The organism is Streptomyces sp. NPDC058691, assembly GCF_042714775.1.
GTDB lineage: Bacteria > Actinomycetota > Actinomycetes > Streptomycetales > Streptomycetaceae > Actinacidiphila.
This window is the reverse complement of the sequence record NZ_JBHXSO010000010.1, coordinates 12,574-38,706: the sequence shown is the minus strand read 5'-3', so window position 1 is coordinate 38,706 and position 26,133 is coordinate 12,574. Positions and strand designations below refer to the sequence as shown.

23 protein-coding genes are annotated in these 26,133 nt (G+C 73.2%); 12 read left to right on the top strand and 11 right to left on the bottom strand.

From position 1 onward, the window contains the following. Positions 1 to 12 precede the first annotated feature (12 nt). Complete coding sequence (locus ACFWVC_RS09585) at positions 13 to 2,790, bottom strand: FAD-binding and (Fe-S)-binding domain-containing protein (RefSeq protein ID WP_384280967.1); 2,778 nt, start codon at positions 2,788 to 2,790, stop codon at positions 13 to 15. An 84-nt stretch (positions 2,791 to 2,874) separates the two neighbouring features. On the opposite strand from ACFWVC_RS09585, the gene serC reads away from it, so the two are divergent. Beyond that, entirely contained in the window at positions 2,875 to 3,993 is a 1,119-nt protein-coding gene (serC, locus tag ACFWVC_RS09580) for a phosphoserine transaminase (protein WP_384280963.1), read from the top strand. Positions 3,994 to 4,045: 52 nt separating this feature from the next. Here serC and ACFWVC_RS09575 read toward each other — a convergent pair whose 3' ends face one another. After that, a complete protein-coding gene (locus ACFWVC_RS09575; protein ID WP_384281371.1) occupies positions 4,046 to 5,092 on the bottom strand; it encodes a hypothetical protein in 1,047 nt (348 codons plus the stop codon). Positions 5,093 to 5,273: 181 nt separating this feature from the next. Between ACFWVC_RS09575 and ACFWVC_RS09570 the strand changes: the two genes are divergently transcribed. The 3 genes from ACFWVC_RS09570 (at position 5,274) to ACFWVC_RS09560 (ending at position 7,590) form a co-directional block, all read left to right on the top strand. Continuing rightward, the gene (locus tag ACFWVC_RS09570; protein ID WP_384280960.1) at positions 5,274 to 6,026 is read left to right on the top strand and encodes a GDSL-type esterase/lipase family protein; all 753 of its coding nucleotides are present in this window, start codon (positions 5,274 to 5,276) and stop codon (positions 6,024 to 6,026) included. A gap of 33 nt (positions 6,027 to 6,059) precedes the next feature. Continuing rightward, entirely contained in the window at positions 6,060 to 7,055 is a 996-nt protein-coding gene (locus ACFWVC_RS09565; protein WP_384280958.1) for an aldo/keto reductase, read from the top strand. Positions 7,056 to 7,170: 115 nt separating this feature from the next. After that, positions 7,171 to 7,590, top strand: coding sequence for a CBS domain-containing protein (locus tag ACFWVC_RS09560; RefSeq protein WP_384280955.1), 420 nt, complete (start codon positions 7,171 to 7,173; stop codon positions 7,588 to 7,590). 153 nt (positions 7,591 to 7,743) lie between these two features. Here ACFWVC_RS09560 and thpR read toward each other — a convergent pair whose 3' ends face one another. Both thpR and ACFWVC_RS09550 read right to left on the bottom strand, forming a co-directional pair. Continuing rightward, positions 7,744 to 8,340, bottom strand: a complete 597-nt coding sequence (gene thpR / locus ACFWVC_RS09555; protein ID WP_384280953.1) for an RNA 2',3'-cyclic phosphodiesterase — start codon at positions 8,338 to 8,340, stop codon at positions 7,744 to 7,746. 24 nt (positions 8,341 to 8,364) lie between these two features. Next, positions 8,365 to 9,465: a citrate synthase 2 gene (locus ACFWVC_RS09550; protein ID WP_384280950.1), complete on the bottom strand. Its 1,101-nt coding sequence runs from the start codon at positions 9,463 to 9,465 to the stop codon at positions 8,365 to 8,367. Between the two features lie 270 nt (positions 9,466 to 9,735). Here ACFWVC_RS09550 and pdxH point away from each other — a divergent pair, with 270 nt between their 5' ends. Together pdxH and ACFWVC_RS09540 are read left to right on the top strand one after the other, a co-directional pair. Continuing rightward, positions 9,736 to 10,374 (top strand): pyridoxamine 5'-phosphate oxidase, encoded by a 639-nt coding sequence (pdxH, locus tag ACFWVC_RS09545; RefSeq protein WP_384281364.1) that lies wholly within the window; start codon positions 9,736 to 9,738, stop codon positions 10,372 to 10,374. A gap of 359 nt (positions 10,375 to 10,733) precedes the next feature. Beyond that, on the top strand, positions 10,734 to 12,053 hold the full coding sequence (locus ACFWVC_RS09540) for a PAS domain-containing protein (protein ID WP_384280946.1): 1,320 nt from the start codon (positions 10,734 to 10,736) through the stop codon (positions 12,051 to 12,053). Between the two features lie 8 nt (positions 12,054 to 12,061). On the opposite strand, the gene ACFWVC_RS09535 is transcribed toward ACFWVC_RS09540, so the two are convergent. Then, positions 12,062 to 12,811: an SIS domain-containing protein gene (locus ACFWVC_RS09535; RefSeq protein ID WP_384280944.1), complete on the bottom strand. Its 750-nt coding sequence runs from the start codon at positions 12,809 to 12,811 to the stop codon at positions 12,062 to 12,064. 112 nt (positions 12,812 to 12,923) lie between these two features. Here ACFWVC_RS09535 and ACFWVC_RS09530 point away from each other — a divergent pair, with 112 nt between their 5' ends. After that, a complete protein-coding gene (locus ACFWVC_RS09530; protein ID WP_384280940.1) occupies positions 12,924 to 13,616 on the top strand; it encodes a metal-dependent transcriptional regulator in 693 nt (230 codons plus the stop codon). A gap of 321 nt (positions 13,617 to 13,937) precedes the next feature. Beyond that, positions 13,938 to 14,804 carry an alpha/beta fold hydrolase gene (locus ACFWVC_RS09525; protein ID WP_384280935.1) on the top strand — a complete coding sequence of 289 codons (867 nt, stop codon included), beginning with the start codon at positions 13,938 to 13,940 and terminating at the stop codon, positions 14,802 to 14,804. A gap of 16 nt (positions 14,805 to 14,820) precedes the next feature. Here the strand turns inward: ACFWVC_RS09525 and purU are convergent, their stop codons facing one another. Together purU and ACFWVC_RS09515 are read right to left on the bottom strand one after the other, a co-directional pair. Further along, entirely contained in the window at positions 14,821 to 15,699 is an 879-nt protein-coding gene (gene purU, locus ACFWVC_RS09520) for a formyltetrahydrofolate deformylase (RefSeq protein ID WP_384280932.1), read from the bottom strand. Positions 15,700 to 15,769: 70 nt separating this feature from the next. Next, entirely contained in the window at positions 15,770 to 16,216 is a 447-nt protein-coding gene (locus tag ACFWVC_RS09515) for a hypothetical protein (protein WP_384280928.1), read from the bottom strand. A 161-nt stretch (positions 16,217 to 16,377) separates the two neighbouring features. Between ACFWVC_RS09515 and ACFWVC_RS09510 the strand changes: the two genes are divergently transcribed. Continuing rightward, entirely contained in the window at positions 16,378 to 17,655 is a 1,278-nt protein-coding gene (locus ACFWVC_RS09510) for an ABC transporter substrate-binding protein (protein ID WP_384280925.1), read from the top strand. Positions 17,656 to 17,760: 105 nt separating this feature from the next. Here ACFWVC_RS09510 and ACFWVC_RS09505 read toward each other — a convergent pair whose 3' ends face one another. Next, positions 17,761 to 19,068, bottom strand: coding sequence for a hypothetical protein (locus ACFWVC_RS09505; protein ID WP_384280921.1), 1,308 nt, complete (start codon positions 19,066 to 19,068; stop codon positions 17,761 to 17,763). A 182-nt stretch (positions 19,069 to 19,250) separates the two neighbouring features. After that, entirely contained in the window at positions 19,251 to 20,633 is a 1,383-nt protein-coding gene (locus ACFWVC_RS09500; RefSeq protein WP_384280919.1) for a transcriptional regulator, read from the bottom strand. Between the two features lie 256 nt (positions 20,634 to 20,889). Between ACFWVC_RS09500 and ACFWVC_RS09495 the strand changes: the two genes are divergently transcribed. From ACFWVC_RS09495 to ACFWVC_RS09485, 3 genes are read left to right on the top strand one after another with little or no spacing between them, the layout of a single operon-like run. Then, complete coding sequence (locus ACFWVC_RS09495) at positions 20,890 to 21,570, top strand: bifunctional DNA primase/polymerase (protein WP_384281355.1); 681 nt, start codon at positions 20,890 to 20,892, stop codon at positions 21,568 to 21,570. Positions 21,571 to 21,607: 37 nt separating this feature from the next. Continuing rightward, complete coding sequence (locus ACFWVC_RS09490) at positions 21,608 to 22,456, top strand: ABC transporter ATP-binding protein (protein ID WP_384280918.1); 849 nt, start codon at positions 21,608 to 21,610, stop codon at positions 22,454 to 22,456. After that, complete coding sequence (locus tag ACFWVC_RS09485; protein WP_384280916.1) at positions 22,453 to 24,021, top strand: transporter; 1,569 nt, start codon at positions 22,453 to 22,455, stop codon at positions 24,019 to 24,021. The genes ACFWVC_RS09490 and ACFWVC_RS09485 overlap by 4 nt, the downstream gene beginning before the upstream one ends. Before the next feature lie 225 nt (positions 24,022 to 24,246). Here ACFWVC_RS09485 and ACFWVC_RS09480 read toward each other — a convergent pair whose 3' ends face one another. Further along, complete coding sequence (locus ACFWVC_RS09480; RefSeq protein ID WP_384280915.1) at positions 24,247 to 25,464, bottom strand: maleylpyruvate isomerase N-terminal domain-containing protein; 1,218 nt, start codon at positions 25,462 to 25,464, stop codon at positions 24,247 to 24,249. Next, complete coding sequence (locus ACFWVC_RS09475) at positions 25,461 to 26,009, bottom strand: sigma-70 family RNA polymerase sigma factor (protein WP_384280914.1); 549 nt, start codon at positions 26,007 to 26,009, stop codon at positions 25,461 to 25,463. The genes ACFWVC_RS09480 and ACFWVC_RS09475 overlap by 4 nt, the downstream gene beginning before the upstream one ends. Positions 26,010 to 26,133: the final 124 nt, after the last annotated feature.

Here is a 26,133-nt window from a genome sequence, read left to right as displayed (position 1 = left end):
CCGCCCCGCCCGTCAGAGTCCGTCCGCCAGGACCTCCGCGAGGTGGCGGGCGCGGACGCCCGCGAGCTGGGCGATCTGGGTGCGGCAGGAGAAGCCGTCGGCGAGGACGGCCGTGCCGGGGCGGGCGGCGCGCAGGGCGGGGAGGAGCTGTTCCTCGGCGCAGGCGACGGAGACGTCGTAGTGGCCGCGTTCGAAGCCGAAGTCGCCCGCGAGACCGCAGCAGCCGGCGGAGAGCTCCCCGGTGAGGCCGGCGCGGGCGCGCAGCCGGCGGTCGGGGGCGTCGCCGAGGACGGCGTGCTGGTGGCAGTGCGTCTGCCCGGCGACGGGCGCGCCGAGCCGGGGCGGGGCCCAGCCGGGGGCGAACTCCTCCAGGGCCTCGGCGAAGGTGCGCACGGAGGAGGCCAGCGCGCGGGCGTCGTCGGTGCCCAGGAGTTCGGGCAGGTCGGTGCGGAGGGCGGCCGCGCAGCTCGGCTCCAGGACCACCACCGGCAGTCCGGCGGCGAGGACCGGCCGCAGCCGGTCCACCGTGCGGCGCATGACGGTACGGGCCCGGTCGAGCTGGCCGGTGGACACCCAGGTCAGGCCGCAGCAGACGGCCCGCGGTGGGAGGACCGGCCGCAGCCCCGCGGCCTGAAGGACCCGCACCGCGGCGCGGCCGGTCTCGGGGGAGAGGCGGTCGGTGAAGGTGTCGGGCCACAGGACCAGGTCCCCTGGGGCAGGTGCGCCCGGCCGCTTGTACGTCCGCCGCCACCAGCGTGTGAAGGACACCTCCGCCAGCCGCGGCAGCGCCCGCTCCGGTGCGATGCCGCCCGCCCGCCGGGCCAGTGCCGCCAGCGGCCGGACCCGGGCCAGCGCGTTGAGCGCGCCCGCGAAGGGGGCGGCCGCGCGCAGCCAGACCGGCAGCCACCCCATCGCGTAGTGCGCGGCGGGCCGCAGCCGCCGCCGGTAGTGGTGGTGCAGGAACTCGGCCTTGTAGGTGGCCATGTCGACGCCCACCGGGCAGTCGGTGCGGCAGCCCTTGCAGGACAGGCAGAGGTCCAGGGCGTCCCGGACCTCCGGCGAGCGCCAGCCGTCCGTGACGACCTCGCCCGCCAGCATCTCGTGCAGCAGGCGGGCCCGGCCCCGTGTCGAGTGCCGTTCCTCGCCCGTCACACGGAACGAGGGGCACATCACCCCCGCGCCCTGTGGCGCCGTGTCGCGGCACTTGGCGACGCCGACGCAGCGGCGCACGGCCGCCGCGAAGTCGCCGCCGTCGTGCGGGTATCCGAAGGCCACCTCGACGGGTTCCTTGGGCAGCACGGCGAACCGCAGCCCGGTGTCCAGCGGTTCGGGCCGCACCAGCATGCCCGGGTTGAGCCCGCCCGCCGGGTCGAGCAGGTCCTTGAACCGGCCGAACAGGCCCACCAGTTCGGCCCCGTACATCCGCGGCAGCAGCTCGGCGCGCGCCTTGCCGTCCCCGTGCTCACCGGACAGCGAGCCGCCGTGCGCCACCACGAGGCCGGCCACGTCCTCCGAGAAACGGCGGAACCGCGCCACGCCCGCGTCCCGCAACAGGTCGAAGTCGATGCGCACATGGATGCAGCCGTCGCCGAAGTGCCCGTACGGGGCGCCGCGCAGCCCGTGCTCGGCCAGCAGGGCGCGGAAGTCCCGCAGATAGGCGCCCAGCCGGGCGGGCGGGACGGCGCAGTCCTCCCATCCGGGCCACGCCTCGATGCTTTCCCCCGACCGCGTCCCGATCCGGGTGGCGGTGCCGGCCGCGTCCTCGCGCAGCCGCCACAGGGCGCGCTGCGCGGCGGGATCGGACACCACCACGGAGCTGTCGGCGCCCGCCAGCCGGCGCAGCGCGTGCGCCTCCCCGACGCCCGGCATCTCCACGAACAGCCAGGCCGAGCCCTCGGGCAGCAGCTCGGCCCGGCTCCTGGTGGCGCTGTCCACCAGGTCGGCGGCCATCCCCTCGACCGTGAGCGGCCCGTACGGCAGGAGCGCGGGCGCCGCGTCGGCGGCGGCGCCCTCGTCCGGGTAGCCCAGGACGACCAGCACCCGTACCGGCGGCGCGGGCACCAGCCGCACCTCGGCCTCCGTGATCACCGCGAGCGTGCCCTCGCTGCCGGTCAGCGCACGGGCCAGGTCGCGGCCCCGCTCGGGCAGCAGCGCGTCCAGGGCGTAGCCGGAGATCCGGCGGGGCAGGTCCTGCGGGTAGCCGGTGCGCAGCAGCGCCAGATGGGCGTCGGTGAAGGCCCGCAGGTCCGCCCGGATCGGGTCTTGGGTGCGCAGCGGGTCGCCGCCGTAGGTGAGCGCCTCCAGCCCGCGCACGTTGTCCGCCGTGGTGCCCCAGGCCACCGAGTGCGCGCCGCAGGCGTTGTTGCCGATCATGCCGCCGAGGGTGCAGCGGCTGTGCGTCGACGGGTCGGGGCCGAAGGTCAGCCCGTGGGCGGCGGCCGCCCGCCGCAGGTCGTCCAGGACGACGCCCGGCTGCACACGGGCCGTCAACGCGTGCGGGTCCAGTGACACGATCCGGTGCATGTGTCGGGTGAAGTCCAGGACGACCCCGGTGCCCGTCGCCTGCCCCGCGATCGACGTGCCCCCGCCGCGCGGCACCACCGGCACGCCGTGCTCGCGGCACACCGCGAGCGCCGCCGCCACGTCCTCCGCGTCACGCGGTGCCACCACGGCCACCGGGACACGCCGGTAGTTGGAGGCGTCCATCGTGGTCAGCGCCCTGCTCTGGGCGTCGAACGCGACCTCGCCCCGCACAACCCGCTCCAGCGCCCGGCGCAGATCCTCCGTCATGTCCCCAGCCTGCCCCACCCGGCCGCATGTCTCACCGCGTGGACTACTCCCCGAAACCGCCTCGTAACGCACTACGCTGCGAACGTGGCCGAGATCCAGATCCCCGCTGACATCAAGCCCGCCGACGGACGCTTCGGTTCGGGCCCCTCCAAGGTGCGGCCGGAGGCGCTCGACGCGCTGGCCGCGACGGGCACCTCGCTGCTGGGCACCTCTCACCGGCAGGCGCCGGTGAAGAACCTGGTCGGCCAGGTGCGTGACGGCATCAGGCAGCTGTTCTCCCTCCCCGAGGGCTATGAGGTGGTGCTCGGCAACGGCGGTTCCACCGCGTTCTGGGACATCGCCACCCACGGCCTGATCGAGCGGAAGTCCCAGCACCTGAGCTTCGGCGAGTTCTCCTCGAAGTTCGCCAAGGCCGCCAAGCTCGCGCCCTGGCTGGACGAGCCGACCGTGATCACCACCGACCCGGGCTCCCACCCGGACCCGGTCGCCGAGGCCGGCGTCGACGTCTACGCCCTGACCCACAACGAGACCTCCACCGGTGTCGCGATGCCGCTGCGGCGCGTCGCGGGCGCCGACGAGGGCGCGCTGGTCCTGGTGGACGCCACCTCCGGCGCGGGCGGCCTGCCGGTCGACGTCACCGAGACCGACGTCTACTACTTCGCCCCGCAGAAGTCCTTCGCCGCCGACGGCGGCCTGTGGCTCGCGCTGTTCTCCCCGGCCGCGCTCGAGCGCGCCGAGCGGATCGCCGCCTCCGGCCGCCACATCCCGGCGTTCTTCGACCTGCCGACCGCGATCGACAACTCGGGGAAGAACCAGACGTACAACACCCCCGCGCTGGTCACCCTCTTCCTGCTGAACGAGCAGCTGGAGTGGATCAACGGCCAGGGCGGTCTGGAGTGGGCCGTCTCCCGCACCGCCGACTCCTCCTCGCGCCTGTACACCTGGGCCGAGAAGTCCGAGTACGCCACGCCGTTCGTCACCGACCCGGCCAAGCGCTCCCAGGTCGTCGGCACGGTCGACTTCGCCGACGGCATCGACGCCGCCGCCATCGCCAAGGTGCTGCGCGCCAACGGCATCGTGGACACCGAGCCCTACCGCAAGCTCGGCCGCAACCAGCTGCGCGTCGCGATGTTCCCGGCCGTCGACCCGGCCGACGTGGAGGCGCTGACCGCCTGCGTCGACTACGTCGCCGAGCGGCTCTGACCCCTGCCGTACGCGAAGCCGGTGGGCACCGCGCCCACCGGCTTTCGCACGCTCAGGACGGGCGGCCGCCACGGCGCAGCAGCCGGCGGGCCGCCACCGCGACCGCGGCCAGGGCGGCGATGGTCAGGGCGCCGACCGCGAACTGCCCCATCGACCGCTGCCCGCCGCCGTCGCCCGGTGCCTGTGCCCCGCCGCCCGTGGCGGACGACGAACCGGACGGCGAGGCGGCGGCCTTGCGGACGTCGTCGGGACGGTCGTCCCCGGTCAGGGGGACCCGGTAGACCTCGCTGTCCTGGCCCTCGCTGCCGTACATCAGGGCGCGCCCATCCGTGGTGAAGGTCACGGACTCGCCCTGCCGCTGCAGCGGCACGTGCATCTGGCCGATCTCGTGCGGGGTGCCGTCCGACCAGCGGTACATCAGGGCGCCGAAGTAGCCGCGCAGCACCAGGCGGCTGCCGTCGGGGGAGAAGGCGCCGTCGGTGATCCACAGCGGGATGTCGGTGGTGCGCCGGAAGACGTTCGTACCGGAGGCGGTCAGCCGCGCCGGGCCCTCGTAGAGCGCGCCGCCGTCCTCGTTCTTGCTGGCGATCCAGACCCGGCCGGTGCGCGGGTCGACCATCATCGCCTCCGCGTTCCGCGGCCCGGCGTCGTACTTCACGACGTACTGGGTGGCCCGCACCGTCTGGTCGGCCAGCCGCTTCGGCTCCGGGAAGCGGTAGATCCACACGTACGGCCAGGTGCCGCCGAGGTTGTCGCCGATGTCGCCGACGTAGATGTCGCCGTCCGGGCCCATCGAGATCGCCTCGACGTCACGCGGGCTGCCGATGCCGCGCAGGGTGACGGTGGCGACGGTCTTGCCGGTGGCGGAGTCGACGGCGTAGACGTACGGGCCGTCGTCGCTGTCGTTGTGCGTCCAGTAGACGCCCTTGTGGAGGCGGCTGGCGGCCAGGCCGCTCGACTCGGTGATCCGCGGGTCCGTCATCGTGAAGGCCAGGGACTCGCCGTCGTCGGCGGCCGCGCTGCCGGCGAGGCCGGGGACGCCGAGGAGCGGGACCGTGACGAGGGCGGAGGCCGCGGCCGCGGCGAGCAGAGGGCGCATGCGCATGCGCCCAGCCTGCCAGGTGAGGGGCTCGCGCGGGATGCGCGGATCAGGTCGCGCTGCCCATCGGCTGAAGGCCCGGGCACGGGGCGCCGGGCCGCAAGTGCACGGATCCCAGCCGCGGAACGGCCCCACGGCAGGGCCGCTTCCCGGCCGGGAACGAGTCCCTATGATCTCGTCCATGCCCCGCATGACCCGTCCGTCCCGGCCTCCCCTCACCTCGTGGATGTTCGTCGGCGACTCCATGACCATCGGCAGCGCCGGCGACCTCACCTGGCGCTACCGCATGTGGCGGCACCTGAGCTCGCTCGGCGAGCCGTTCGCGATCGTCGGCCCGCGCACCGCGCTGTACGACGCGGCGGCCGACGCCGCGGTCTCTCACGCCTACGGCGACCCCGCCTTCCCGCAGGAGGCGCGCCGCCATCTGGCCGGCTGGGGCGAGGGCTGGCTGCACATGGCGCCGCTGATCGAGGACGCGGTGCGCGAGCACCGGGCGGACGTGCTGCTGGTCTCGCTCGGGCTGATAGACCTCGGCTTCTACACCGATCCCGCGCAGACCGAGGACAACCTGCGGCTGTTCGTCGAGCGCGCGCGGGCCGCCAACCCCCTTGTCGCCGCCGTGCTGTTGCCGGTCATCCCCAACACCCGCTGCGTGGAGGACCCCGGATTCGCCGCGCAGTGCGAGGAGTTCAACACCCGTACCGCCAAGGCCGTCGCCGACCTGGGCACGCCCGTGTCGCCCCTGCTGCTGGCATCCCGCCCGGCCGGCTGGGACCTCGCCCGGCACACCTACGACGGCACCCACCCCAACGCCGCGGGGGAGCACCTGCTCGCCGCCGCCTTCGCCGACGCGATGCACCAGGCGTGGGGGACCGGGGCGCCCTACCGCGGCGTCCTGCCGGAGCCTGCGGCGGGCACCGTGAGGGGTGCTTGATTCGAGCGCACTCGAAGAGCTTGGCTTGTGCGCATGGAGTACACACAACTCGGACGCACCGGACTCAAGGTCAGCCGGCTCGTACTGGGAACGATGAACTTCGGCCCGCAGACGGACGAGGCCGACAGCCACGCGATCATGGACGCCGCGCTGGACGCCGGTGTCAACTTCTTCGACACCGCCAACGTCTACGGCTGGGGCGAGAACAAGGGCCGTACCGAGGAGATCATCGGCACCTGGTTCGCCAAGGGCGGCGGCCGTCGCGAGAAGACGGTCCTCGCGACCAAGGTGTACGGCAACATGGGCGCCGAGGGCGCCCCCTGGCCCAACGACGACAAGCTCTCCGCGCTCAACATCCGCCGCGCGTGCGAGGCGAGCCTGAAGCGGCTGGGCACCGACCACATCGACGTCTACCAGTTCCACCACGTCGATCGCGCGACGCCGTGGGAGGAGATCTGGCAGGCCGTCGACGTCCTGGTGCAGCAGGGCAAGGTGCTCTACGCCGGGTCGTCGAACTTCGCCGGCTGGCACATCGCCCGCGCCAACGAGGCCGCCGCGCGCCGCGGTTCACTGGGTCTGGTCAGTGAGCAGTGCCTGTACAACCTGGCCGAGCGGCGCGCCGAGATGGAGGTCATCCCGGCGGCCGAGGCCTACGGCCTGGGCGTCATCCCCTGGTCGCCGCTGAACGGCGGCCTGCTGGGCGGCGCGCTGCGCAAGGAGCGTGAGGGCGGCGGCTCCCGCTCGACCTCCGGCCGCGCCGCCGACGCGCTGAAGGACAGCGCGGTGCGCGCGCAGGTGCAGTCGTACGAGGACCTGGTCGACAAGGCGGGCCTGCGGCCCGGCGACGTCGCCCTGGCCTGGCTGCTGACCCGGCCCGGCGTCACCGGCCCGATCGTCGGCCCGCGCACCCGCGAGCAGCTCGACTCCGCCCTGCGCGCGGTCGAACTGGAGCTGTCGCAGGACCTGTTGACCGACCTGGACGGCGTCTTCCCCGGCACCGGTCCCTCCCCGGAGGCCTTCGCCTGGTGAGCCCGGCTCCGCGGCGTGGCGGCCCCGCACGGACACCGTCCGTGCGGGGCCGCCCCGTCCGGCGCAGGCACCCGGTCCGGTCGCAGATTCACCCGGTCGGGCGCACGATGAGGATATGACGACAGCCAAGCAGATCATGCATCCAGGCGCCCGTGCGATCCCGGCGACGGAAAGCCTCGACCGGGCCGCGCAGCTCATGCGCGAACTCCACGTCGGCGCACTGCCCGTCCACGGACCGGACGACCGGATGATGGGCATCATCACGGACCGCGACATCGTCGTGAAGTGCGTGGCGGCCGGCCGTGATCCGTCGAAGGTCACCTGCGGAGACCTCTGCGAGGGCACTCCGCGCTGGATCGACGCCGAAGCCGACGTCAACGACGTGCTGAGTGAGATGGAGACCCACCGCATCAAGCGGCTGCCGGTCGTCGAGAACAAGAAGCTCATCGGGATGATCACCGAGGCCGACCTGGCCCGGCACCTCACCGACGAGCAGATCGCCGAGTTCGTCGCGAACGTCTACGCCGAGGCCTGATCCGCAACCCGACCCGACCCGACCCGGCCCCCGCGGGACCGGGTCAGCGGACCAGCGCGCTCACGATCACCACGATCACCAGCAGGGCGAGGGCGGCGGTCATCACTCGGGTTCGGGTCTTCGGGTCCACACACCGAGGTTAACCCCAGCGGTTCAGTGCCCCAGCGGGCAGGTCCGCAGCCGCTCGTAGCGGGGCTGGGCGCCCGGCACCCCGGGCGCGGGCGGATGGCTCCGCACGAGGGCGATGGAGTCCGCGGTCCACGGGGTGCCCCGGAAAGCGGCCAGCGCGTCCGTGAAGGGCCTCAGACCCACCCGCCCGTGGTGGCCGCGCTGCCGGGCCAGGGTCAGATGGGCGTGGAAGCGGTCGTGCTCGTCCTCGTAATGGACGCCGGCCCGCCGGGCGGCCGCCTGGGCGGCCTCCGCGACGCGCGCCATCTCCTGACCGTTCCGACCGTCCGGCCGGCTGCGCCCGTCCAGCCCCGCCCACAAGGTGCGGTCCCCGAAGCGTCCGCCTCCGGCCAGACCGGTGCCGAAGGGGTGATGGCGCCGGGCCGCCCGGTCCAGGCGCTCGACGAGCCCCGGCAACAGGTCCTCGCCGACCTCCCCGAGGAACGCCAGTGTCACGTGCCACCCGGCCCGTTCCGTCCAGCGCAGCCCGTCGGCGCCCGGCAGGGCGCGCAGCGCGTCGACCGCGTCGCCGAGCTCCGTCAGCGCCACCCCGGGGGGCATGACCGCCACGAACAGCCTCATGCCCCCAGGGTGCCGCCGCACGGCCTAGTTCGCGATGTCGCCGTAGCCCTCGACGTCGCGCGGGTCGCGGGAGCCCGGGCCCACGTAGCGGGCCGACGGGCGCACCAGACGGCCGGTGCGCTTCTGCTCCAGGATGTGCGCCGACCAGCCCGCGGTGCGGGCACAGCTGAACATCGACGTGAACATGTGCGCCGGGACCTCGGCGAAGTCCAGCATGATCGCCGCCCAGAACTCGACGTTCGTGGCCAGCACGCGGTCGGGGCGGCGCGCGTGCAGCTCCTCCAGCGCGGCCTTCTCCAGCGCCTCGGCGATCTCGAAGCGGGGCGCGCCCAGCTCCCGCGCGGTACGCCGCAGCACCCGCGCGCGCGGGTCCTCTGCGCGGTAGACGCGGTGGCCGAAGCCCATCAGGCGCTCGCCCTTGTCGAGCGCCTGCTTGACGTACGCAGTGGCGTCGCCGGTGCGCTCGATCTCCTCGATCATGCCCAGCACCCGCGAGGGCGCGCCGCCGTGCAGCGGACCGGACATCGCGCCCACCGCGCCGGACAGGGCGGCGGCGACGTCGGCGCCGGTCGAGGCGATGACCCGGGCGGTGAAGGTGGAGGCGTTCATGCCGTGCTCGGCGGCGGACGTCCAGTAGGCGTCCACGGCCTTGACGTGCTTGGGGTCCGGCTCGCCGCGCCAGCGGATCATGAAGCGCTCGACGACCGTCTCCGCCTTGTCGATCTCGCTCTGCGGCACCATCGGCAGCCCCTGGCCGCGCGCGGACTGCGCCACGTAGGACAGTGCCATGACCGCGGCCCGCGCCAGGTCCTCGCGCGCCTGCTCGGCGTCGATGTCCAGCAGCGGCTTCAGGCCCCACACCGGGGCCAGCATCGCCAGCGCCGACTGCACGTCGACACGGATGTCACCGGAGTGCACGGGGATCGGGAAGGGCTCGGCCGGCGGCAGTCCGGGGTTGAAGGCGCCGTCGACCAGCAGGCCCCACACGTTCCCGAAGGAGACATGGCCCACCAGATCCTCGATGTCCACGCCTCGGTAGCGGAGAGCGCCGCCTTCCTTGTCGGGTTCGGCGATCTCCGTTTCGAAGGCGACGACTCCCTCGAGTCCGGGTACGAAGTCGGACATCAGGCGGCTCCTCTTGATGCGGTCGACGATCGGCGGGGCGGTGCTTGTGGCACACGGGTGTGGCACGGGGTGCCCGAAAGGTGTCTCTCGGTATCTTTCGGCATCTCTCGGTGCCGGCAGCCGACAGACACCCGGCCTGTAAGTCTGTCCCCTCCCACTGATGACGTGAAGCGTGAGGTGGGGCACATAATTGCGGCACACCGTGCCGCGGGGACGGGCGCCGTACTGCAAGATGTGCGGGTGCAGCACCTCCACCACGATCCCGCCGCCATGCGCAAGCAGTACCGCGCCCGCGGACTGGCCGAGGCCGAGCTGGCCGCCGACCCGTACACGCAGTTCGCACGCTGGTTCGCCGACGCCGTGAACGGCGGCATCGACGAGCCCAACGCCATGGTCGTCTCCACCGCGGACGCCGATGGACTGCCCAGTTCCCGGACCGTCCTGCTGAAGAGCTACGACCACCGCGGCTTTGTCTTCTTCACCAACTATCGGTCCAGGAAGGGCCGCGAGCTCGGCGAGCGGCCGTACGCCTCGCTCCTCTTCCCCTGGCACCCGATCGCCCGGCAGGTCATCGTCGGCGGCTCGGTGGAACGCGTGACGCGGGAGGAGACCGAGGCGTACTTCCGCACCCGGCCGCACGGCTCCCGGGTCGGGGCCTGGGCGAGCGAGCAGTCCTCGGTGGTCGGTTCGCGGGAGGAGCTGGAGCGCCGGTACGCGGAGCTGGCCGAGCGCTGGCCCGAGGAGGCGGAGGTGCCGGCGCCGCCGCACTGGGGCGGCTTCCGGGTGATCGCGCGGACCGTGGAGTTCTGGCAGGGCCGGGAGAACCGGCTCCACGACCGCCTGCGGTACGAGGCGGACGGCGGGGCCGCTGCGGACGGCGACTGGACGGTGCGGCGGCTGGCTCCCTAGCCCGCCGGGGCCCGGGAACGCAGGCGACCCGCGGGCTGCTCCCTGGACGGAGGCCGTCCAGGCATCGGCCGGACGAATCCGACGAGCCCGCGGGTCGGGTGACTGCGATGGATTGGCCCGCGTCGCGCATCGCGCGCAGGCGAGGAGCGCGGTGCTAGCCCGCAGCCACCTCACGCGTCCGATGGGAACTCATTCTCCGGACCACCTCCCTTCGTGTGTGCCCGCCACTTTAAGAAGCGGTCCGCCGCGCCACAACCCATTTATTGCGAGCCCCCTCCCTTAGTGCACCCGTCGCCGGTGCGCACCGATTTCGCCGAACCGGCTGTGTCCTGGGTCACATCCGGGTTGAATGTTCCGACGTGCAGTCATTCGATGCGACGCCGCAGCTGCTCGCCGCGCTCCTCGACGGCATGGAGGCCGGACTCTGTGCCTTCGACCGCGACGGAGTGATCACGCACTGGAACTCCGAGGCCGTGCGCATCCTGGGCTGGACGGCCGAGGAGGCCGTCGGCCGCAAGGGCTTCGCCGGCTGGGCGGCGCGCACGGCCGACGCCGAGGAGGTGCGCTCCCGGCTGCTCGCCGTGATGGACGCCGCCGGGCGGCAGGTGCACGAGTTCGCCCTGCTGACCAAGGACGGCCGCCGGGTGCTGGTGCGGACCCAGTCCGCCGCCGTCCAGGGCGCCGACGGCCGGCCGGGCGGGGTCTACTGCGCGTTCTCCGAGGTGCACGCCCAGATCGACCTGGAGCGCTCGATCGCCCTGAGCGAGGCGCTGTTCGACGACGCCTCCTCCGGTGTCGTCCTGGTCGACGCGGACCTGCGCCCCGTCGTGGTCAACGCGTACGCCGCCCGCGTGCTGCACACCAGCCGGGACGCACTGCTGGGGCGGCCGCTGGGCGACTTCCTCGACCAGGGCGTGGAGGAACTGGAGTCCGCGATGCAGCACGTGCTCGCGGAGGGCGCCCCGCCGGCGCCGGCCGAGCTGTGGGTGGGTCTGCGCGAGGAGGGCGGCACACGCTGCTGCTGGCGCAGCAGCTTCGTGCGGCTCGGTTCTCCGCTGGGGGAGGAGCCGGTGCCGCTCGGGGTGGGCTGGCTGTTCCACGACATCACCGACGCCAAGGTCGCCGAGCAGGAGGCCGCGGTGCTGCGCTTCCGCAGCAACCAGCTGCAGCGGGCGGCCCGGGCGGTCGCCGAGTGCCGCGAGCCGATGGAGGCCGCCACCTGCTACGTGGACTTCGCGCTCGCGGGCTTCGCCGAGAACGCGCTGCTGGACGTGCTCACGGTGGACGGGACGCGGCTGGTGCGCGCCGCCGCCACGCCCGCCGGTGGCGCCGGGCCCTGCCTGCCCGTCACCGGCGGCATCCCCGTGCGCTACGGGGAGGGCCATCCCGCGCTCCAGGCGGTGGTTCGCACCGGGGCCGTCCGTGCCTCCTTCGGCGCCCTCGCGGGCTCCGAGCCCGCGTCCCGCGCCCAGGTCGACGCCTGGTCCGCCGCCCGCCGCTGGCCGGAGGGCACCGTGCACGGACTGTGCGCGGTGCTGCGCAGCCGCGGCCGCACCCTGGGCACGCTCACCTTCCTGCGCGGCATGGGGCGGCGTCCCTTCGACCGCGTGGACGCGGCCTTCGCGGAGGACGTGGCGCTGCGGGTGGCCGCGGCCCTGGACCTGGCGGCCCCGAGCTGACGGCCGCCTCAGTGTCGGTAGAAGATCCGGTCCCGGTACTCCTCGAAGACCGCCGCGTTCCACTCGTGGCCGCCGTCCACGTTGCCCGAGCGCAGCATCGGAGGCGTGATCCCGCGCTCCGCGAGCCGCTGCGCCGCCGTGGCGACGACGGCCTGCATCAGCGCGCCGGTGACCACGGTGGAGGCGGGCCCGAAGGGCGCCGGGATGCCCTCGACGGAGAGTTCCGCGTCGCCGAGGGCGATCTTGCTGTCGATGACGATGTCGCAGTGGTCCTTCAGGAAGGTCCCGCTGGAGTGCCGCGAGCGGGTCTCCTTCGCGTACGCGACCGAGGTGACGCCGACGACCTTGACCCCCATCGCCCGTGCGTCCCGTGCCATCTCCACCGGCAGGGCGTTGCGGCCGGAGAGGGAGACGATCACCAGCACGTCGCCGGCCCGCAGCGGCGAGGTCCGCAGGACGACCCCGGCGAGGCCGTCGACCTGTTCGAGGGCGCTGCCGAGCGTGGCGGGCACGACGTCCACCCCGACCGCGCCGGGCACCGCGAGCAGATTGACCAGCGCGAGCCCGCCGGCGCGGTAGACGACGTCCTGGGCGGCGAGCGAGGAGTGCCCGGCCCCGAAGGCGAAGACCCGCCCCCCGGCCGCCACCGTGTCCGCGACGGCGGCTCCGGCCGCCTCGATCCTTTCGGACTCCTCGTCCCTCACGCGCCGCAGGAGTGCGATGGCGGCGTCGAAATATGTGGCGGCCAGATCGGTCATGCCGGCAACCGTGGTGCGCGCGGCGTCCACCTGTCAACCGCAGGGGGCCGGTTGTCGGTCCGATGCGTCAGAATTGAGGCCAGGGCCACGCACGAACCATCGAGGGGCACGCATGTCCGGACTCATCGACACGACGGAGATGTATCTCCGCACCATCTTGGAGCTGGAGGAGGAGGGTGTGGTCCCCATGCGCGCCCGAATCGCCGAGCGACTCGACCAGAGCGGTCCGACCGTGAGCCAGACCGTCGCGCGCATGGAGCGCGACGGTCTGGTGCACGTCGCCGGCGACCGGCATCTGGAGCTGACCTCGGAGGGCCGCCGCATCGCCACCCGCGTGATGCGCAAGCACCGGCTCGCCGAGTGCCTGCTGGTCGACGTCATCGGCCTGGAGTGGGAGCACGTGCACGCGGAAGCCTGCCGCTGGGAGCACGTGATGAGCGAGGCCGTTGAACGCCGCGTGCTGGAGCTGCTGCGGCACCCGACGGAGTCGCCGTACGGGAACCCGATCCCGGGCCTGGAGGAGCTGGGCGACAACGCCGGCGCGGACCCGTTCCTGGACGAGGGCATGGTCAGCCTGAGCGAGCTGGAGAGCGGGCTCTCCGGCGCGAGCGTGGTGGTACGGCGGATCGGCGAGCCCATCCAGAACGACGCGCAGCTGATGTACACGCTGCGGCGGGCCGGAGTGCAGCCCGGCGCGGTGGTGTCCGTGACCCCCTCGGCGGGCGGTGTGCTGGTCGGCAGCGGCGGCGAGGCCGCCGAGCTGAGCAGCGAGACCGCCTCGCACGTCTTCGTCGCCAAGCGGTAGGCGTCCGGGTGTCCGGCGCATGGAGGGCCGCTGTGGTGGGAGGGACCCCGGCGCCTCCCCATGCGCCGGAGTCCCCTCCTCCCCCTCCCCGTTCCCCCTGGTCCCCGTGGAGGCCACCCGGATCCCCGAGCTGTCCGGGTGGCTCCCCGCTGCCCGTCTTCCCCGCCGGGCCGCGTCCCGCTGAAGTCCTCCCCTCGGCACGGCCCGACAATCCTTGAGCGCTGTCACTCGAAAGAGCGGTGTTGCGCGTGTGAAGACCCTTCTCGAACAGAAATTCGATAACGTGGGGTTCTGAGAACGTCACGCACCAGGGGGCGCCACATGGCCAGGCGTAGGGAAATCACCGGAGCGGGCGGCCTTCCGCTCACCGCGTGGGAGCACGCCGGCGGGCCCGGATCGGCCTCCGGCCCCGCCGTACTGCTGCTGCACGGGCTGATGGGCCGTGCCTCGCAGTGGGCCGGCACCGCCCGGAGGCTCGTCGGCCGCCACCGCGTCGTCGCGCTGGACCAGCGCGGGCACGGCCGCAGCCCCAAGCCCGAGGGGCCGTACTCGCGGGAGGCGTACGTCGGCGACGCCGCCGCCGCGATCGAACAGCTGGGGCTCGGCCCGGCCGTCGTCATCGGGCATTCGATGGGCGCCCTCACCGCCTGGCAGCTCGCCGCCCACCGGCCGTCCCTGGTGCGCGCCGTGGTGCTGTGCGACATGCGCGCGGCGGCCGTCGGCGAGGCCGATCAGCGTTCCTGGGAGGACTGGTTCCGGGCCTGGCCGGTGCCCTTCCCCAGCCTGGACGCGGTGCGCCGGTGGTTCGGCGAGGACGACCCGTGGGTGGAGGGCCGCCGTCCGGCCCGCGGCGAGTTCTTCGCGGAGGTGATGGAGGAGGACCGCGACGGATGGCGCCCGGTGTTCGACCGGCGCCACATGCTGCGCTCCCGCGAGCCCTGGGTGCACGACGCCCACTGGGAGGAGCTGGCCCAGGTCTCGTGCCCGGCCCTCGTGGTGCGCGGCCTGGACGGCGACCTCGGCCGCGCAGAGGCCCAGGAGATGGTCCGCGTCCTGCCCCGGGGCGCGTACGCGGAGATCCCCGATGCCGGGCACCTGGTCCCCTGGGATCAACCCGAGGCCTGGTACACGGCGATCGAGGGCTTCCTCGCGGACGTGGCGGAGGCGCCGGTGTGCCGCGCGGGCTGACGCCGCGCGGCAGGGGTCAGGCGAAGACGACCGTGCGGTGGCCGTTGAGCAGCACGCGGTGCTCGCTGTGCCACTTCACCGCCCGCGCCAGCGCCTGGCACTCCACGTCGCGGCCGACGGCGACCAATTGGTCGGGGGTCAGGTCGTGGCCGACCCGCTCGACCTCCTGCTCGATGATCGGCCCCTCGTCGAGGTCCGCGGTCACGTAGTGCGCCGTGGCGCCGATGAGCTTCACGCCGCGGGCATGGGCCTGGTGGTAGGGCCGGGCGCCCTTGAAGCTCGGCAGGAAGGAGTGGTGGATGTTGATGATCCGCCCGGACAGCTCCTTGCACAGGTGGTCCGAGAGGACCTGCATGTAGCGGGCGAGGACGACCAGTTCCACGCCTTCCTTCTCCACCAGCGCCAGCAACTGGGCCTCGGCCTCGGCCTTGGTCTCCTTCGTCACCGGGATGTGGTGGAAGGGGATGCCGTAGGAGCCGACCAGCTCCGCGAAGTCGGTGTGGTTGGACACGACGGCGGCGATCTCCACCGGCAGCGCGCCGATGCTGGTGCGGAAGAGCAGGTCGTTGAGGCAGTGCCCGTACTTGCTGACCAGCAGCACGATCCGCATGCGCTCGCCGGACGGCGTGATCTGCCAGTCCATGCCGTAGGCGTCCGCGACGGCGGCGAAGCTGGCCCGCAGCTTCTCCGCGCCGACCGGGTGGTCGGACGTGAAGTGCACGCGCATGAAGAACAGTCCCGTGTCCCGGTCACCGAACTGCTGGCTGTCCTCGATGTTGCACCCGGTCATGAAGAGGTAGCTCGACACGGCGTGCACGATGCCCGGTTTGTCGGGGCAGGACAGCGTGAGGATGTACTGCTCGGACGGCTGCTGCGACTCGTCGACGGCGTTCACGGGGCCAGCCTCGCACACAGGCCGCCGGCTGATCCAAGACGTCCACCGGCCGGTCCCCCGGCCGGTCTCGTCAGGCGGTCCGCATGTAGATCTTGAGGACGTCCAGTGAACGCGGCGGCGTGTCCGGGTCCTCGCCGTCCGCGGTCGCCAGGCGGACGTGCGCCTCGCGTGCCGCGCGGACCGCCTCGGGCCAGGCGTGGTGCTCCAGATAGGCCGAGATCGGGGCGTCGGCGCCCACCTGGTGCAGGATCTTCAGGACCCGCAGGACGGCGACGTCGACGAGCGCGGCCTCCTGTGAGTCGCGGAAGACCGTCCCTACGTACTTCTCTGCGGACCAGTTGTCGAGCCAGGTGTCCTCGACCAGGCGGTAGACGGCGTCCGTCACGTCCCCGTAGCCGGGCCGGCCGGCCAGCCAGGCCTCCTGATGGAAGACCGGGTCGCTGATCATGTGCAGCGCGGAGCGCACATTGGCGCGCCAGCGCCACCACGGCATGTCATTGAGCGGCATGTCTCCCATCGTGGAGGAGCGGACACGCCGGCGGGAAGACTTCTCGGCACTCTGCACAGTGCACGATCGTACGTGCTCCAGATAGGAGCACATTATTTTCACCTTCCCGTGGCTCTGCGTTCCCTTGCGTTCACCCTGGAGTTGTGGAAGGACCGGAATCGTCCCGTTCCATGAGTGATTGGCGTTCGCGAACAGCCGTTCCCCTTGTCAGCGCGACGCTCGGCGTCGCTCTGCTGGCCGGCTGCGGCGTGCTCCCGGGGGGGACTGGGGGTTCGACCGGACCTGTTGTAGTGATGACATGGGCTCCAGAAGGAACCAGTGCGACCAACATGCCGGGAATGCCGGCCATGGCGAAGGCTTTCGCCAAGTACGTCAACGCCAAGGGCGGCATCGGCGGGCGTCAGTTGAAGGTCATCACCTGCAACGAGCACAACACCTCCACGGGCGCGACGAGTTGCGCGCAGCGTGCCGTCGACGAGGGCGTCGTCGCCGTCATCGGCTCGTACAGCCAGTACGGCACGGCGTTCACCCCCACCCTGGAGTCGGAGAGCATCCCCTACCTGGGCGGCTACGGCATCACGCAGGACGAGTTCGAGAGCCCGCTGTCCTACCCGGTCAACGGCGGCCTGACCACGCTGATGGCGGGCAACGGCCAGCAGCTGGCCGGCAAGTGCGCCAAGGTGAGCCTCGTCCGTCCCGACACCGCGGCCGGCGATCTGTTCGCCCGTTTCCTCGATACGGGTCTGCAGGGCGCCGGGCGCACGGACGCGGTGGACCTGCGCGCCAAGGAGGACTCCACCGACTACAACCAGATCGCCAAGCAGGCGATCGGTGCCAACAAGGCCGACGACTGCGTCAGCGCGGCTCTCGGCGACAAGACGGCCACCTTCTTCGACGCCTTCCGGCGCACCACCACCTACGACCCGCTGACCGGCAAGGACGAAGGGCCGAAGCCCCTGATCGCCTCCGTGCTCGGCAGTGTGCAGCAGTCGACGCTCGACAGCACCGGCGGCGCGAACAGCCCGCTGGAGGGCGCGTACGTCACCGGCTGGTACCCCCCGGCCTCCGACCCGGCCTGGGCCACGATGCGCCAGGCCATCACCAAGTACGCGTTCGGCAACAACGACATCGACGTGGACGACCCGGGCGTGCAGACGACGTGGATCGCCTACACGGCCTTCGCCGAGGTCGTCGACGAGATGGGCAAGGACGCGCCGATCACCGCCACCACGGTGAAGCAGGCCCTCGACAAGGCGCACGCGATCTCCACCGGCGGGCTCACCCCGGCGCTGGGATGGCGTGAGGAGGACGCCCTCTCGATCATCAACCAGCCGCGCATGGTCAACAGCAGCGTGACCTACCAGAAGGTCGAGAAGGGCAAGCTGGTCGCCGTGCGCAAGGGCTTCGTCAGCATGAGGAAGACACTGGAGAGCGCCCCGAACAGCTGAGCCGGGAACCCGGCCCGGCCCACGGCCGGTACCGCGAAGGAGAAGCCCCGGAGCCGTGTGCTCCGGGGCTTTCGCGTGGTCCGGCCGGCGGCCTTCGGGGGCCGATCAGATCTGGGTGTACTGGTGCTGCGTGAGGTTGTACTTCTTCGCGATGGCGTTCCACAGGCCGACGGCCGTCTTCTTGGCCTGCGTGGCGTTGCCGCTCTCGTTGTTGCCCGCGGCGGTCTGGCCGGTGGCGCGGGCCTTGCCGTGCTTGCACATCCGCTTGCCCTGGTGCACCTGGTCGGCCCAGGCCGCGTAGTGGTTGTCGGCGGCGGCCGAGGCCGTCCACGCCTTGTTGAGGGCGTCCACCAGCTGCTGGTGGTCGGGCAGTTGGTCGACCGGGAGGGTCTTCAGCCGCGTCATGAGCTCACCGCGCTGCTTGGCCGCCGCCCGAAGGTCGGCGGCCGCGTGGTCGAGGTCGTTGCAGCTGTTGATGTTCGCCACCGCGTTGATGACGGCGGTGCGGCTGCCGCCGCTCTGCTTCAGCAGCTGGTCCAGCTGTTTGGCCTGGTTCTCCGCCGCGCTCGCGCCGCCCCCGGAGCCGTCCGGGGCCGCGGAGCTCGCGGACGCGGCGGGGGACTGGGCCCCGGTCGGCGCCGTGTTGTCGTCGTCCCCGCCGCTCATGAGGGCGCCGGCGACGAGGCCGGCTATCGCGCAGCCGCCGACGACGATGCCTATGAGCGCGACCGGGGAGAGCTTGCGGCGGCGCGGGGGCTCCTCGTAGCGGTCGTACGTGTCGTACGAGGGGGCCTGGGGCTGCTGCTGGTAGACCGGCGGCTGGTACGCGGGCTGCTGCTGCGGCAGGTTCTGCGGCTGCGGCGGGCCGTCCTGGCGGTACAGGTGGCCGAAGTCGTCCTGCGGCTCCTGCTGGGGCTGCTGCTGCGGATAGCCGTACGCCGGGGCCGCCGGGGAATGCGTCTGCGGCAGGTGCTGCGCCTGCTGCGGGGAGAGGTCCTCGTAGCGCGGCAGGTGCTGGGTCGCGTCCGCGGCGCTCGGGGCGCCGGGCCGGACGTCGAAGGACGCGGACTGGGGCGCCGCCGGGAACGGCGGCAGCAGCTGGGTGGCGTCGGCCTGGCCCTGGAACTGCGGCAGGGGCCCGCCCGCGTCCTGGGAGACCGGGGGCTGCGCCTGCGGGTACGGCGGGAAGAGCTGCGTCGCGTCGCTGTCCGGCATGGGCGCCTGGTGCGCGTAGTAGGGGTCCTGCTGCGCCGGCTGGCCCCAGGGCTGCCCGCCGGCCGGCCCGCCGCCCCACGCCGGGGGCAGCTCCGGCTCAGGTGCGCGCCCCTGTGCGGGCAGCACCACGCCTTCGTGCACCTCCGGATACGCCTCGTCACCGCGTCCGCCGTGCATCACCGCTACCTCTGCCTTCACCGTCGACACGGAATCGTCGGCTCACGCTACCCGGTCGGCTTCGCAAGGCACCACGCCGCGGGGGGTCCGGGAGGACGCCGGCGGGTGCCCCGGTGCAGAACAAGGTGCCCTCGGCGGTGGGTTGATGTCGTTCGCATAACGATTCGGGTGCGCCCCCCGGCGGGCCGGGGGGCGAACGCCCTTTACGCCGCCGCCTCCTGCTCCTCCAGACGGGCGTCGAACTCCCGGACCGCCGACTCCGCCGCGTAGGGCTGGAGGCGGGTCCGCAGGTCCTCCAGATACTCCGCCCCGCGGTTGGAGCGCAGTGTGGACAGCAGCTCCACGGCCTGCGCCCCGGTGTGGCAGGCCTGCTCGACCTCGCGCTGCTGCACCTGTGCCTGGGCGAGCACCAGGAGCCCGATCGCACGCCTGCGCGCCTTCTCCGGGCCCAGGGCCGACAGGGCCTCCTCGGCGCGGCGCGCGGCCTGCGGCGCCTGGTTGAGGTCGCGGTGGCAGTGCGCCAGTTCGTCGGCGAGGTAGGCCTGGTTGAAGTGGGCGATCCAGTCCGGGTCGTCCTCCGGGGCCGAGTGCTCCAGGGCCTCCACGGCCTGCCCGGCCACCGCGCCGCAGGCCCGCACGTCGCCCATCAGCGCGTGGCCGCGTGCCTCGGCGGCGTAGAACATGGCCTGCGCGGTCGCGGTGACCTGGCCGCGGGCGCCTTCCTGTGCGGCGCGCGCGAGTTGGGCGATCTCGCGCGGGTTGCCGAGCTGCGCGGCGAGGTGGCTCATCCCGGCCGCCAGGACGTAGCCCCCGTACGCGCGGTCGCCTGCCGCCTGGGCCAGCCGCAGCGCCTGGATGTAATAGCGCTGGGCCAGTCCGGGCTGCCCGGTGTCGACGGCCATGTAGCCGGCGAGTTCGGTCAGCCGCGCCACGGCGGAGAAGAGCTGACGGCCCGTCGCCTCGCGGTAGGAGCCCGCGAGGAGTCCGGAGACCACGCTGTTGAGGTAGTGCACCACCACCGGGCGCACGTGCCCGCTGCCGAACCGGTGGTCGAGTTCGTTCAGCGCCCGGGTCGTGGCCCGCACGGCCTCCACGTCGGACATGCCGACCCGCGGCCCGCCGGAGCGTGCGACCTGTGTGTCGGCGCGGGTGATCAGCCAGTCGCGGCTCGGCTCGACCAGCGCGGAGGCGGCCACGGACGAGCCGGTCAGGAAGTCGCGGCGGCCGACGTCGCTGCGCCACAGCTCGCAGACCTGCTCGATCGCGCCCAGCACGGTGGGTGAGAAGTGCAGGCCGACACCGGTCGCGAGGTTCTTGCCGTTGGCCATGCCGATCTCGTCGATCGTCACGGTGCGGCCCAGCTTGCGGCCGATCGCCTCGGCGATGATCGCCGGGGCCCGGCCCCTGGGCTGCTGGCCGCGTAGCCAGCGGGCGACCGAGGTCTTGTCGTAGCGCAGGTCGAGGCCGTGCTCCGCCCCGCACATGTTGACCCGGCGGGCCAATCCGGCGTTGGAGCAGCCTGCTTCCTGGATCAGTGCCTGCAGCCTCTCGTTCGGCTGACGTGCGACGAGCGGTCGTGCGGCCATGGGCTCCCCCTCATAGCTGCCGCTTGTGCGGGACCTCAAGATCCCTTGCTTGAAGATCCCTTCCCGGTTCGCGCCTCTCGGATTCGCCGCAAACGCCATAATTTGCGGCGGGATGCATGCCTACACACCCAAGAGTGATTACCCGGATCATGTACGACCTCCACCGCGCGCCCCCGCGTGTGCTCCCGTGCGCCCGCCATGACCCGCGAGGTGGACTCGTCACCGCCCGTAACCCGTGCTCAACGCGGCAGTTGTGATGGTCGTGGAAAACACCGTGGACGACACCCTCACAGCCCCCCGGCAGACCGCCGGCCAACTCCTCGACGCCGCGGTCCGTTACGCGGAGGAGCGGCACTGGGATGTGCTCCCCGGTACCTGGATCACCGACGGGACCGGGCCGCTGGGGGGCCCCGGCGGCCGGCGCGCGCCGTACTGCTCGTGCGGCGTGCCCCGCTGCCCGGCGCCCGGCGCGCACCCCCTCACGGCCGACTGGATCGGGGAGGCGAGCGGCAGCGCCGCCGCCGTGCGCCGGATGTGGCTGGCACAGCCGGAGGCCTCCGTCCTGCTGCCGACCGGGCGCAGCTTCGACGCCATCGACGTGCCCGAGGTCGCCGGCTGCCTCGCGCTCGCCCGGATGGAGCGGATGGAACTGCCGCTCGGCCCGGTGATCGGCACCCCGGACCGGCGGCTGATCTTCTTCGTGCTCCCCGGGGCCGGGGCGAAGGTGCCCGAACTGCTGCGGCGGCTCGGCTGGTCTCCCTCCTCGCTGGATCTGGTGGTACGCGGCGAGGGCGACTGGATCCCGGCCCCGCCCACCCGGATGGCGGGTGGCCAGACCGTCCAGTGGGCCCGCAAGCCCACCGCCGTCAACCGCTGGCTGCCCGACACCGAGGAACTGCTCAGCCCCCTCGCCTACGCGTGCGGGCGGACCAGGTAGCCGCCGGGCTGTCGGCGGGGCGGCATAGGCTGGGCGGATGCCGAACGCACCCGCCACGCCGCCCGCAGTGCGCGTCCAGGGACTCTGGAAGCGCTTCGGGCAGCAGACCGCTGTCGCCGGGATCGACCTGACGCTGCCCGCCGGGCACTTCGTCGGGCTCGTCGGCCCCAACGGCGCGGGCAAGACCACGACGCTGTCCATGGTCACCGGGCTGCTGCGGCCGGACCACGGCACGGTCGAGGTCGCCGGAGCCGACGTGTGGCGCGATCCGGTCGCCGTGAAGTCCCGCATCGGTGTCCTGCCCGAGGGGCTGCGGCTCTTCGAACGCCTCACCGGGCGCGAGCTGCTCGCGTACACCGGGCGGCTGCGCGGCATCCCGGGCGCCGAGACCGACCGCAGGGCGGCCCAGTTGCTGGACGTCCTGGACCTGGCCGGCTCCGCGAACAAACTGGTCGTCGACTACTCGACCGGCATGCGCAAGAAGATCGGGCTCGCCGCGGCGCTGCTGCACAACCCCGAAGTGCTCTTCCTGGACGAGCCGTTCGAGGGCGTCGACCCGGTGTCCGCCCAGGTGATCCGGGGCGTCCTGGAGCGCTACACCGCCTCGGGCGCGACGGTCGTCTTCTCCTCCCACGTCATGGAACTGGTGGAGAGCCTGTGCGACTGGGTCGCCGTGATGGCGGCCGGCCGGATCGTCGCACAGGGGCGGCTCGCGGAGGTCCGCGGGCAGGCGGCGACACTGCAGGACGCCTTCCTCACCCTCGTCGGGGCGCACGACCGGGCGGAGGGCCGCGAGCTGGACTGGCTCGGCGGGGACCGGGCCGGCGGGGCGGGTGAGGCCGGCAAGAACGGCGGTCCCGGCGGCCGGGGAGCGGGACGGCCGTGACCGGGACCTTCGTACGGCTCAAGCTGTCCGTCATCCGCAACGGACTGCGGCAGTCGACCGGCCGCACGGTGGGCTGGATCGCCGGCACGCTCGTCGCCCTGCTGTACGCGCTCGGCGTCGGCGCGGGTCTGGTCGTGCTGCACGGCAACGACTACGCGCCGGTGGCGGCCATCGGTGCCGGGACCCTGCTCGCCGTCGCCTGGGCGGCGATGCCGCTGTTCGTCTTCGGCGGCGACGACACCCTCGACCCCACCCGGCTGGCGATGCTGCCGCTGCGCCCGCGCCCGCTGATCCGCGCGCTGCTGGTCTCCTCCCTGGTGGGGGTCGGCCCGCTGCTGACGGTGCTGGTGGCGACCGGGGCGGCGGTGGCCGTGGCCCACGGGGCGGGGTCGGTGGCGGTCGCGGTCGTCGCGGTACCCCTCGTGGTGGTGCTGTGCGTGGCCCTGTCGCGGGCGGTCGCGGCCGCCAACACCCGGCTGCTCACCAGCCGCAGAGGGCGCGACCTGGCGCTGCTGAGCGGTGTGCTCGTCGCCGTCGGCGCCCAGTTGGTCAACCTGGGCGCCAACGCCCTCGCCTCCGGCAAGGGGCTGGAGCGGCTGGAGGGCGTCACCTCCGTGCTGCGCTGGCTGCCGCCGGCCGCCGCGCTGGACGCGGTGCGCGCGGCCGGTACGGGGGCGTACGGGCTCGCCGTCGTCCAACTCCTGTGGACCGCCGTGGTGCTGGCCGCCGTCCTGGTCTGGTGGCACCGCAGCCTGGACCGGCTGATGACCCGTCCCGACTCCTCCACGCTCCAGGCGTCGGGTCCCGCGCGGGTCCGCACCCGCACCCGCAGCCTGTTCCCCGAGGGCCGCGTCGGCACCGTCATGGAGCGCCAGTTCCGCTACGCCTGGCGCGACCCGCGGACCAAGGCCGCATGGGCCACCGCGCTCGCCGTGGGACTGCTGCTGCCCGTGGTCTCCGCCGTGCAGCACGGCAGCGTGTACTCCGCGTGCTGGGCCGCCGGCCTGCTCGGCCTCCAGATGTACAACCAGTTCGGCATGGACGGCTCCGCCTTCTGGACCGTCGCGGCGACGATCTCCTCCCGTGCGGACGCGTACGCCGAACTGCGGGCCCGTGCGCTGGCGATCGCGGTCGTGGCCGTCCCGTACGTCGCCGTGGTCACGGTCGGGGCGGCGCTGCTCCTGCACCGCCTCGACGCGGCGCCGGAGACGCTGGGGCTCTCCTTCGCCCTGCTCGGCGCGCTGATCGCCACGGGCGCCTGGGCGAGCGTCCGCTTCCCGTACTCCATGCCCCGGGAGAACCGCTTCGGCAGCTCCGCCGCCCCGGGCCAGGGCAGCCTGGTCTGGCTCAGCCTCGTCGGCGGCGCGGGCACGGGGACCGTGCTGACCCTTCCGGTGCTCGCCCTGCTGATCTGGCTGCACGTCGCGGACCACCACGGCGCGTTGTGGCTCGTCCTGCCCCTGGGCTGCGTCTACGGCGCGCTGCTCGCGGCGGCGGGCGTGCGGTCGGCTGCGCCGCGCATGCAGGGCCGGCTCCCGGAGATCCTGTCGGCGGTCAGTAAGTAACGCTCCGCTGGGTGCGCCGGTTTGTTCGGTGCGGGTCCGGTTGTGGCTGGTCGCGCAGTTCCCCGCGCCCCTGGGGGTGGCTGGGTCGCGTCGTTCGGTGCGGGTCGGGGGTGGCTGATCGCGCAGTTCCCCGCGCCCCTTTGGGGGCGCGTCGGATTGGCGGCGGCCGGTGCGGGACCGGTGGGTGGTCGCGCGGTTCTCCGCGCCCCTTTGGGGGCGCGGGCGTCAGAGGCGGGACAGGGAGGCGGTGGCGAACAGGACGTCGCGGATGGCGGCCGGGTCGCCGCCGCGGCCCGCGGCGATGCGGGTGGGCTGCAGATGGCCGGCGGCGAGCTGGCAGAAGTCGATCTGGTCGACCGCCAGTTCCGCGACGACGTTGTCACGGGTACCGACGGCCCCCGGCGAGTCGAGGCAGATGTACCAGTGCCCGCCGCCCGCGCCCTCGACGTGCAGGTCCAGGGTTCGGCCGGGGGCGCCCGCGCGCACCAGGCGCGCCGAGGAGTCCGCGAGCCCGGCCTGACGCAGGCCGGCGAGCGCCAGCGGGAGCATGCGCGCGGCGAGGTCGATCATGCTGTTGAGGTGCGCCGGCGCGGGCGGCCCGTACTCGGGGTAGTCCAGCGCCTGGGCGATGTCCTCCGCGTGGATCCAGCACTCGAAGGCCCGGTCGATGAGGGCGTCCCGCATGGGCACCACGATGTCGGCGAAGTCGACGGGCAGGCCGCCGGTGCCGGTGCCCGCGAAGGACAGCGTGCGCACGATGTCCCGGGTCTGGGTGCGCCACTTGTTGCGCACGAAGGAGCGGGTGTGGTGCCGGCAGCGCTCTCCCGCCAGTTCGGTGCGCTCCAGGCGGGTGCGGGGCGCCCCGGGGCCGAGCGGGTCGTCGAGGCCGAGCGCGGTGGCGACGACGCCGTCCACCGAGCCGAGGTGGGCCAGCACCCCGCAGAGCGTCAGTTCGCGCTCGCCACCGGCCCAGACGAGTTGGACCGGCAGGTCCCACTCGTGCTCGCCGAGGTCGGACAGGAGCGCGTCGAGCCGGGCGGTCTCCGCGTCGTAGGGCGCGGCCCACAGGGGGACGGGGATACGGGCGGGGCGGCGCCCGAGGCAGCCCTCCAGGACGCGGGCGCGCAGCAGCGGGTCGAGGTCGAGGGACTCCTCCTGATGAAGGAGTTCGACGGCCCGGCGCAGGCGCAGCGCCTCGTCCGCACACGGCGCGCAGGAGGTGAGGTGCTCCTCCACGGCGAGCGACTCGTCCCGCGAACAGGCGGACAGCGCCCAGGCACCCAGGAGGGAGCGGAGCACGCGGTGGTCGTACCGGGGCTGTTCGGGCTGCATGGTCACGCTTTCCGGGAGCGGGCCGTCCTCGGCGGCACCGCGGGGCGTCGGCACACGGGGCGGGGTGGTCCCGTGCGGGGAGCTGTCGCCGTCTCCGGCGGGTCCGGTCACAGGGCACGCTCCCCGGGAGCGGGGTCCTGCAGGGCGGTGGAGAGCAGTTGCAGCCCGAGCCGCAGCCGGCGCCGGGCCTCGTCGTCGGTGACACCGAGATCGGCGGCGGCCTCGCGGTAGTCCATACGGCGGCGGTAGGCGAGGTCGAGCGCCTGGCGCAGGGGCTCGGGCATGGAGGTCACGATGTAGTCGGCGCGGGCCGCGGTGTTCGCCTCGCGGAGCCGGGTCTCGGCCTCCTCGGGGGTGCCCTCGCGGTGGTTCTCGGACAGCCGCAGGCGGTGGACGGCCTGCTTCTGCGTGAGCCCGGCGATCCAGGAGCGCAGCGAGCCCTGCTTGGGGTCGTAGGCGTCCGGGTTCTCCCAGATGTAGCCGAAGACCTCACGGGTGATCTGCGCGGCGGCCTCCTCGTCGTCCATGACGCGGTGGGCGAGGCTGTGCACGAGGGAGGCGAAGCGGTCGTACAGCTCCCCGAGGGCGGCTTCCTCGCCGCGGGCGAGCCGTTGCTGCATCTTGCGGTCCCAGCGGGGTGGTGCGGATGCCGCCATGCGTCGTCCCCCCTCTTCGCCTTTGTCGCGGTCGCCCGACTCCGGTCGTCCTGCCTCGCATCGAATGTATCCGCCCGGTGCTGTCGTGTACGCCGCCTTGCGGCAAGCTTCCACCGAAACTGAT

What these genes read in the sequence shown, in the direction of transcription:
- ACFWVC_RS09575 (WP_384281371.1), bottom strand. Translation starts at nt 5,092, where the DNA reads ATGCGCCCTCTGCTCGCCGCGGCCGCGGCCTCCGCCCTCGTCACGGTC.
- ACFWVC_RS09495 (WP_384281355.1), top strand. Translation starts at nt 20,890, where the DNA reads ATGGTCGTGGAAAACACCGTGGACGACACCCTCACAGCCCCCCGGCAG.
- ACFWVC_RS09550 (WP_384280950.1), bottom strand. Translation starts at nt 9,465, where the DNA reads ATGTCCGACTTCGTACCCGGACTCGAGGGAGTCGTCGCCTTCGAAACG.
- ACFWVC_RS09570 (WP_384280960.1), top strand. Translation starts at nt 5,274, where the DNA reads ATGCCCCGCATGACCCGTCCGTCCCGGCCTCCCCTCACCTCGTGGATG.
- ACFWVC_RS09515 (WP_384280928.1), bottom strand. Translation starts at nt 16,216, where the DNA reads ATGGGAGACATGCCGCTCAATGACATGCCGTGGTGGCGCTGGCGCGCC.
- ACFWVC_RS09510 (WP_384280925.1), top strand. Translation starts at nt 16,378, where the DNA reads ATGAGTGATTGGCGTTCGCGAACAGCCGTTCCCCTTGTCAGCGCGACG.
- ACFWVC_RS09530 (WP_384280940.1), top strand. Translation starts at nt 12,924, where the DNA reads ATGTCCGGACTCATCGACACGACGGAGATGTATCTCCGCACCATCTTG.
- ACFWVC_RS09490 (WP_384280918.1), top strand. Translation starts at nt 21,608, where the DNA reads ATGCCGAACGCACCCGCCACGCCGCCCGCAGTGCGCGTCCAGGGACTC.
- ACFWVC_RS09560 (WP_384280955.1), top strand. Translation starts at nt 7,171, where the DNA reads ATGACGACAGCCAAGCAGATCATGCATCCAGGCGCCCGTGCGATCCCG.
- ACFWVC_RS09565 (WP_384280958.1), top strand. Translation starts at nt 6,060, where the DNA reads ATGGAGTACACACAACTCGGACGCACCGGACTCAAGGTCAGCCGGCTC.
- thpR (WP_384280953.1), bottom strand. Translation starts at nt 8,340, where the DNA reads ATGAGGCTGTTCGTGGCGGTCATGCCCCCCGGGGTGGCGCTGACGGAG.
- pdxH (WP_384281364.1), top strand. Translation starts at nt 9,736, where the DNA reads ATGCGCAAGCAGTACCGCGCCCGCGGACTGGCCGAGGCCGAGCTGGCC.
- ACFWVC_RS09500 (WP_384280919.1), bottom strand. Translation starts at nt 20,633, where the DNA reads ATGGCCGCACGACCGCTCGTCGCACGTCAGCCGAACGAGAGGCTGCAG.
- ACFWVC_RS09475 (WP_384280914.1), bottom strand. Translation starts at nt 26,009, where the DNA reads ATGGCGGCATCCGCACCACCCCGCTGGGACCGCAAGATGCAGCAACGG.
- ACFWVC_RS09535 (WP_384280944.1), bottom strand. Translation starts at nt 12,811, where the DNA reads ATGACCGATCTGGCCGCCACATATTTCGACGCCGCCATCGCACTCCTG.
- ACFWVC_RS09525 (WP_384280935.1), top strand. Translation starts at nt 13,938, where the DNA reads ATGGCCAGGCGTAGGGAAATCACCGGAGCGGGCGGCCTTCCGCTCACC.
- ACFWVC_RS09585 (WP_384280967.1), bottom strand. Translation starts at nt 2,790, where the DNA reads ATGACGGAGGATCTGCGCCGGGCGCTGGAGCGGGTTGTGCGGGGCGAG.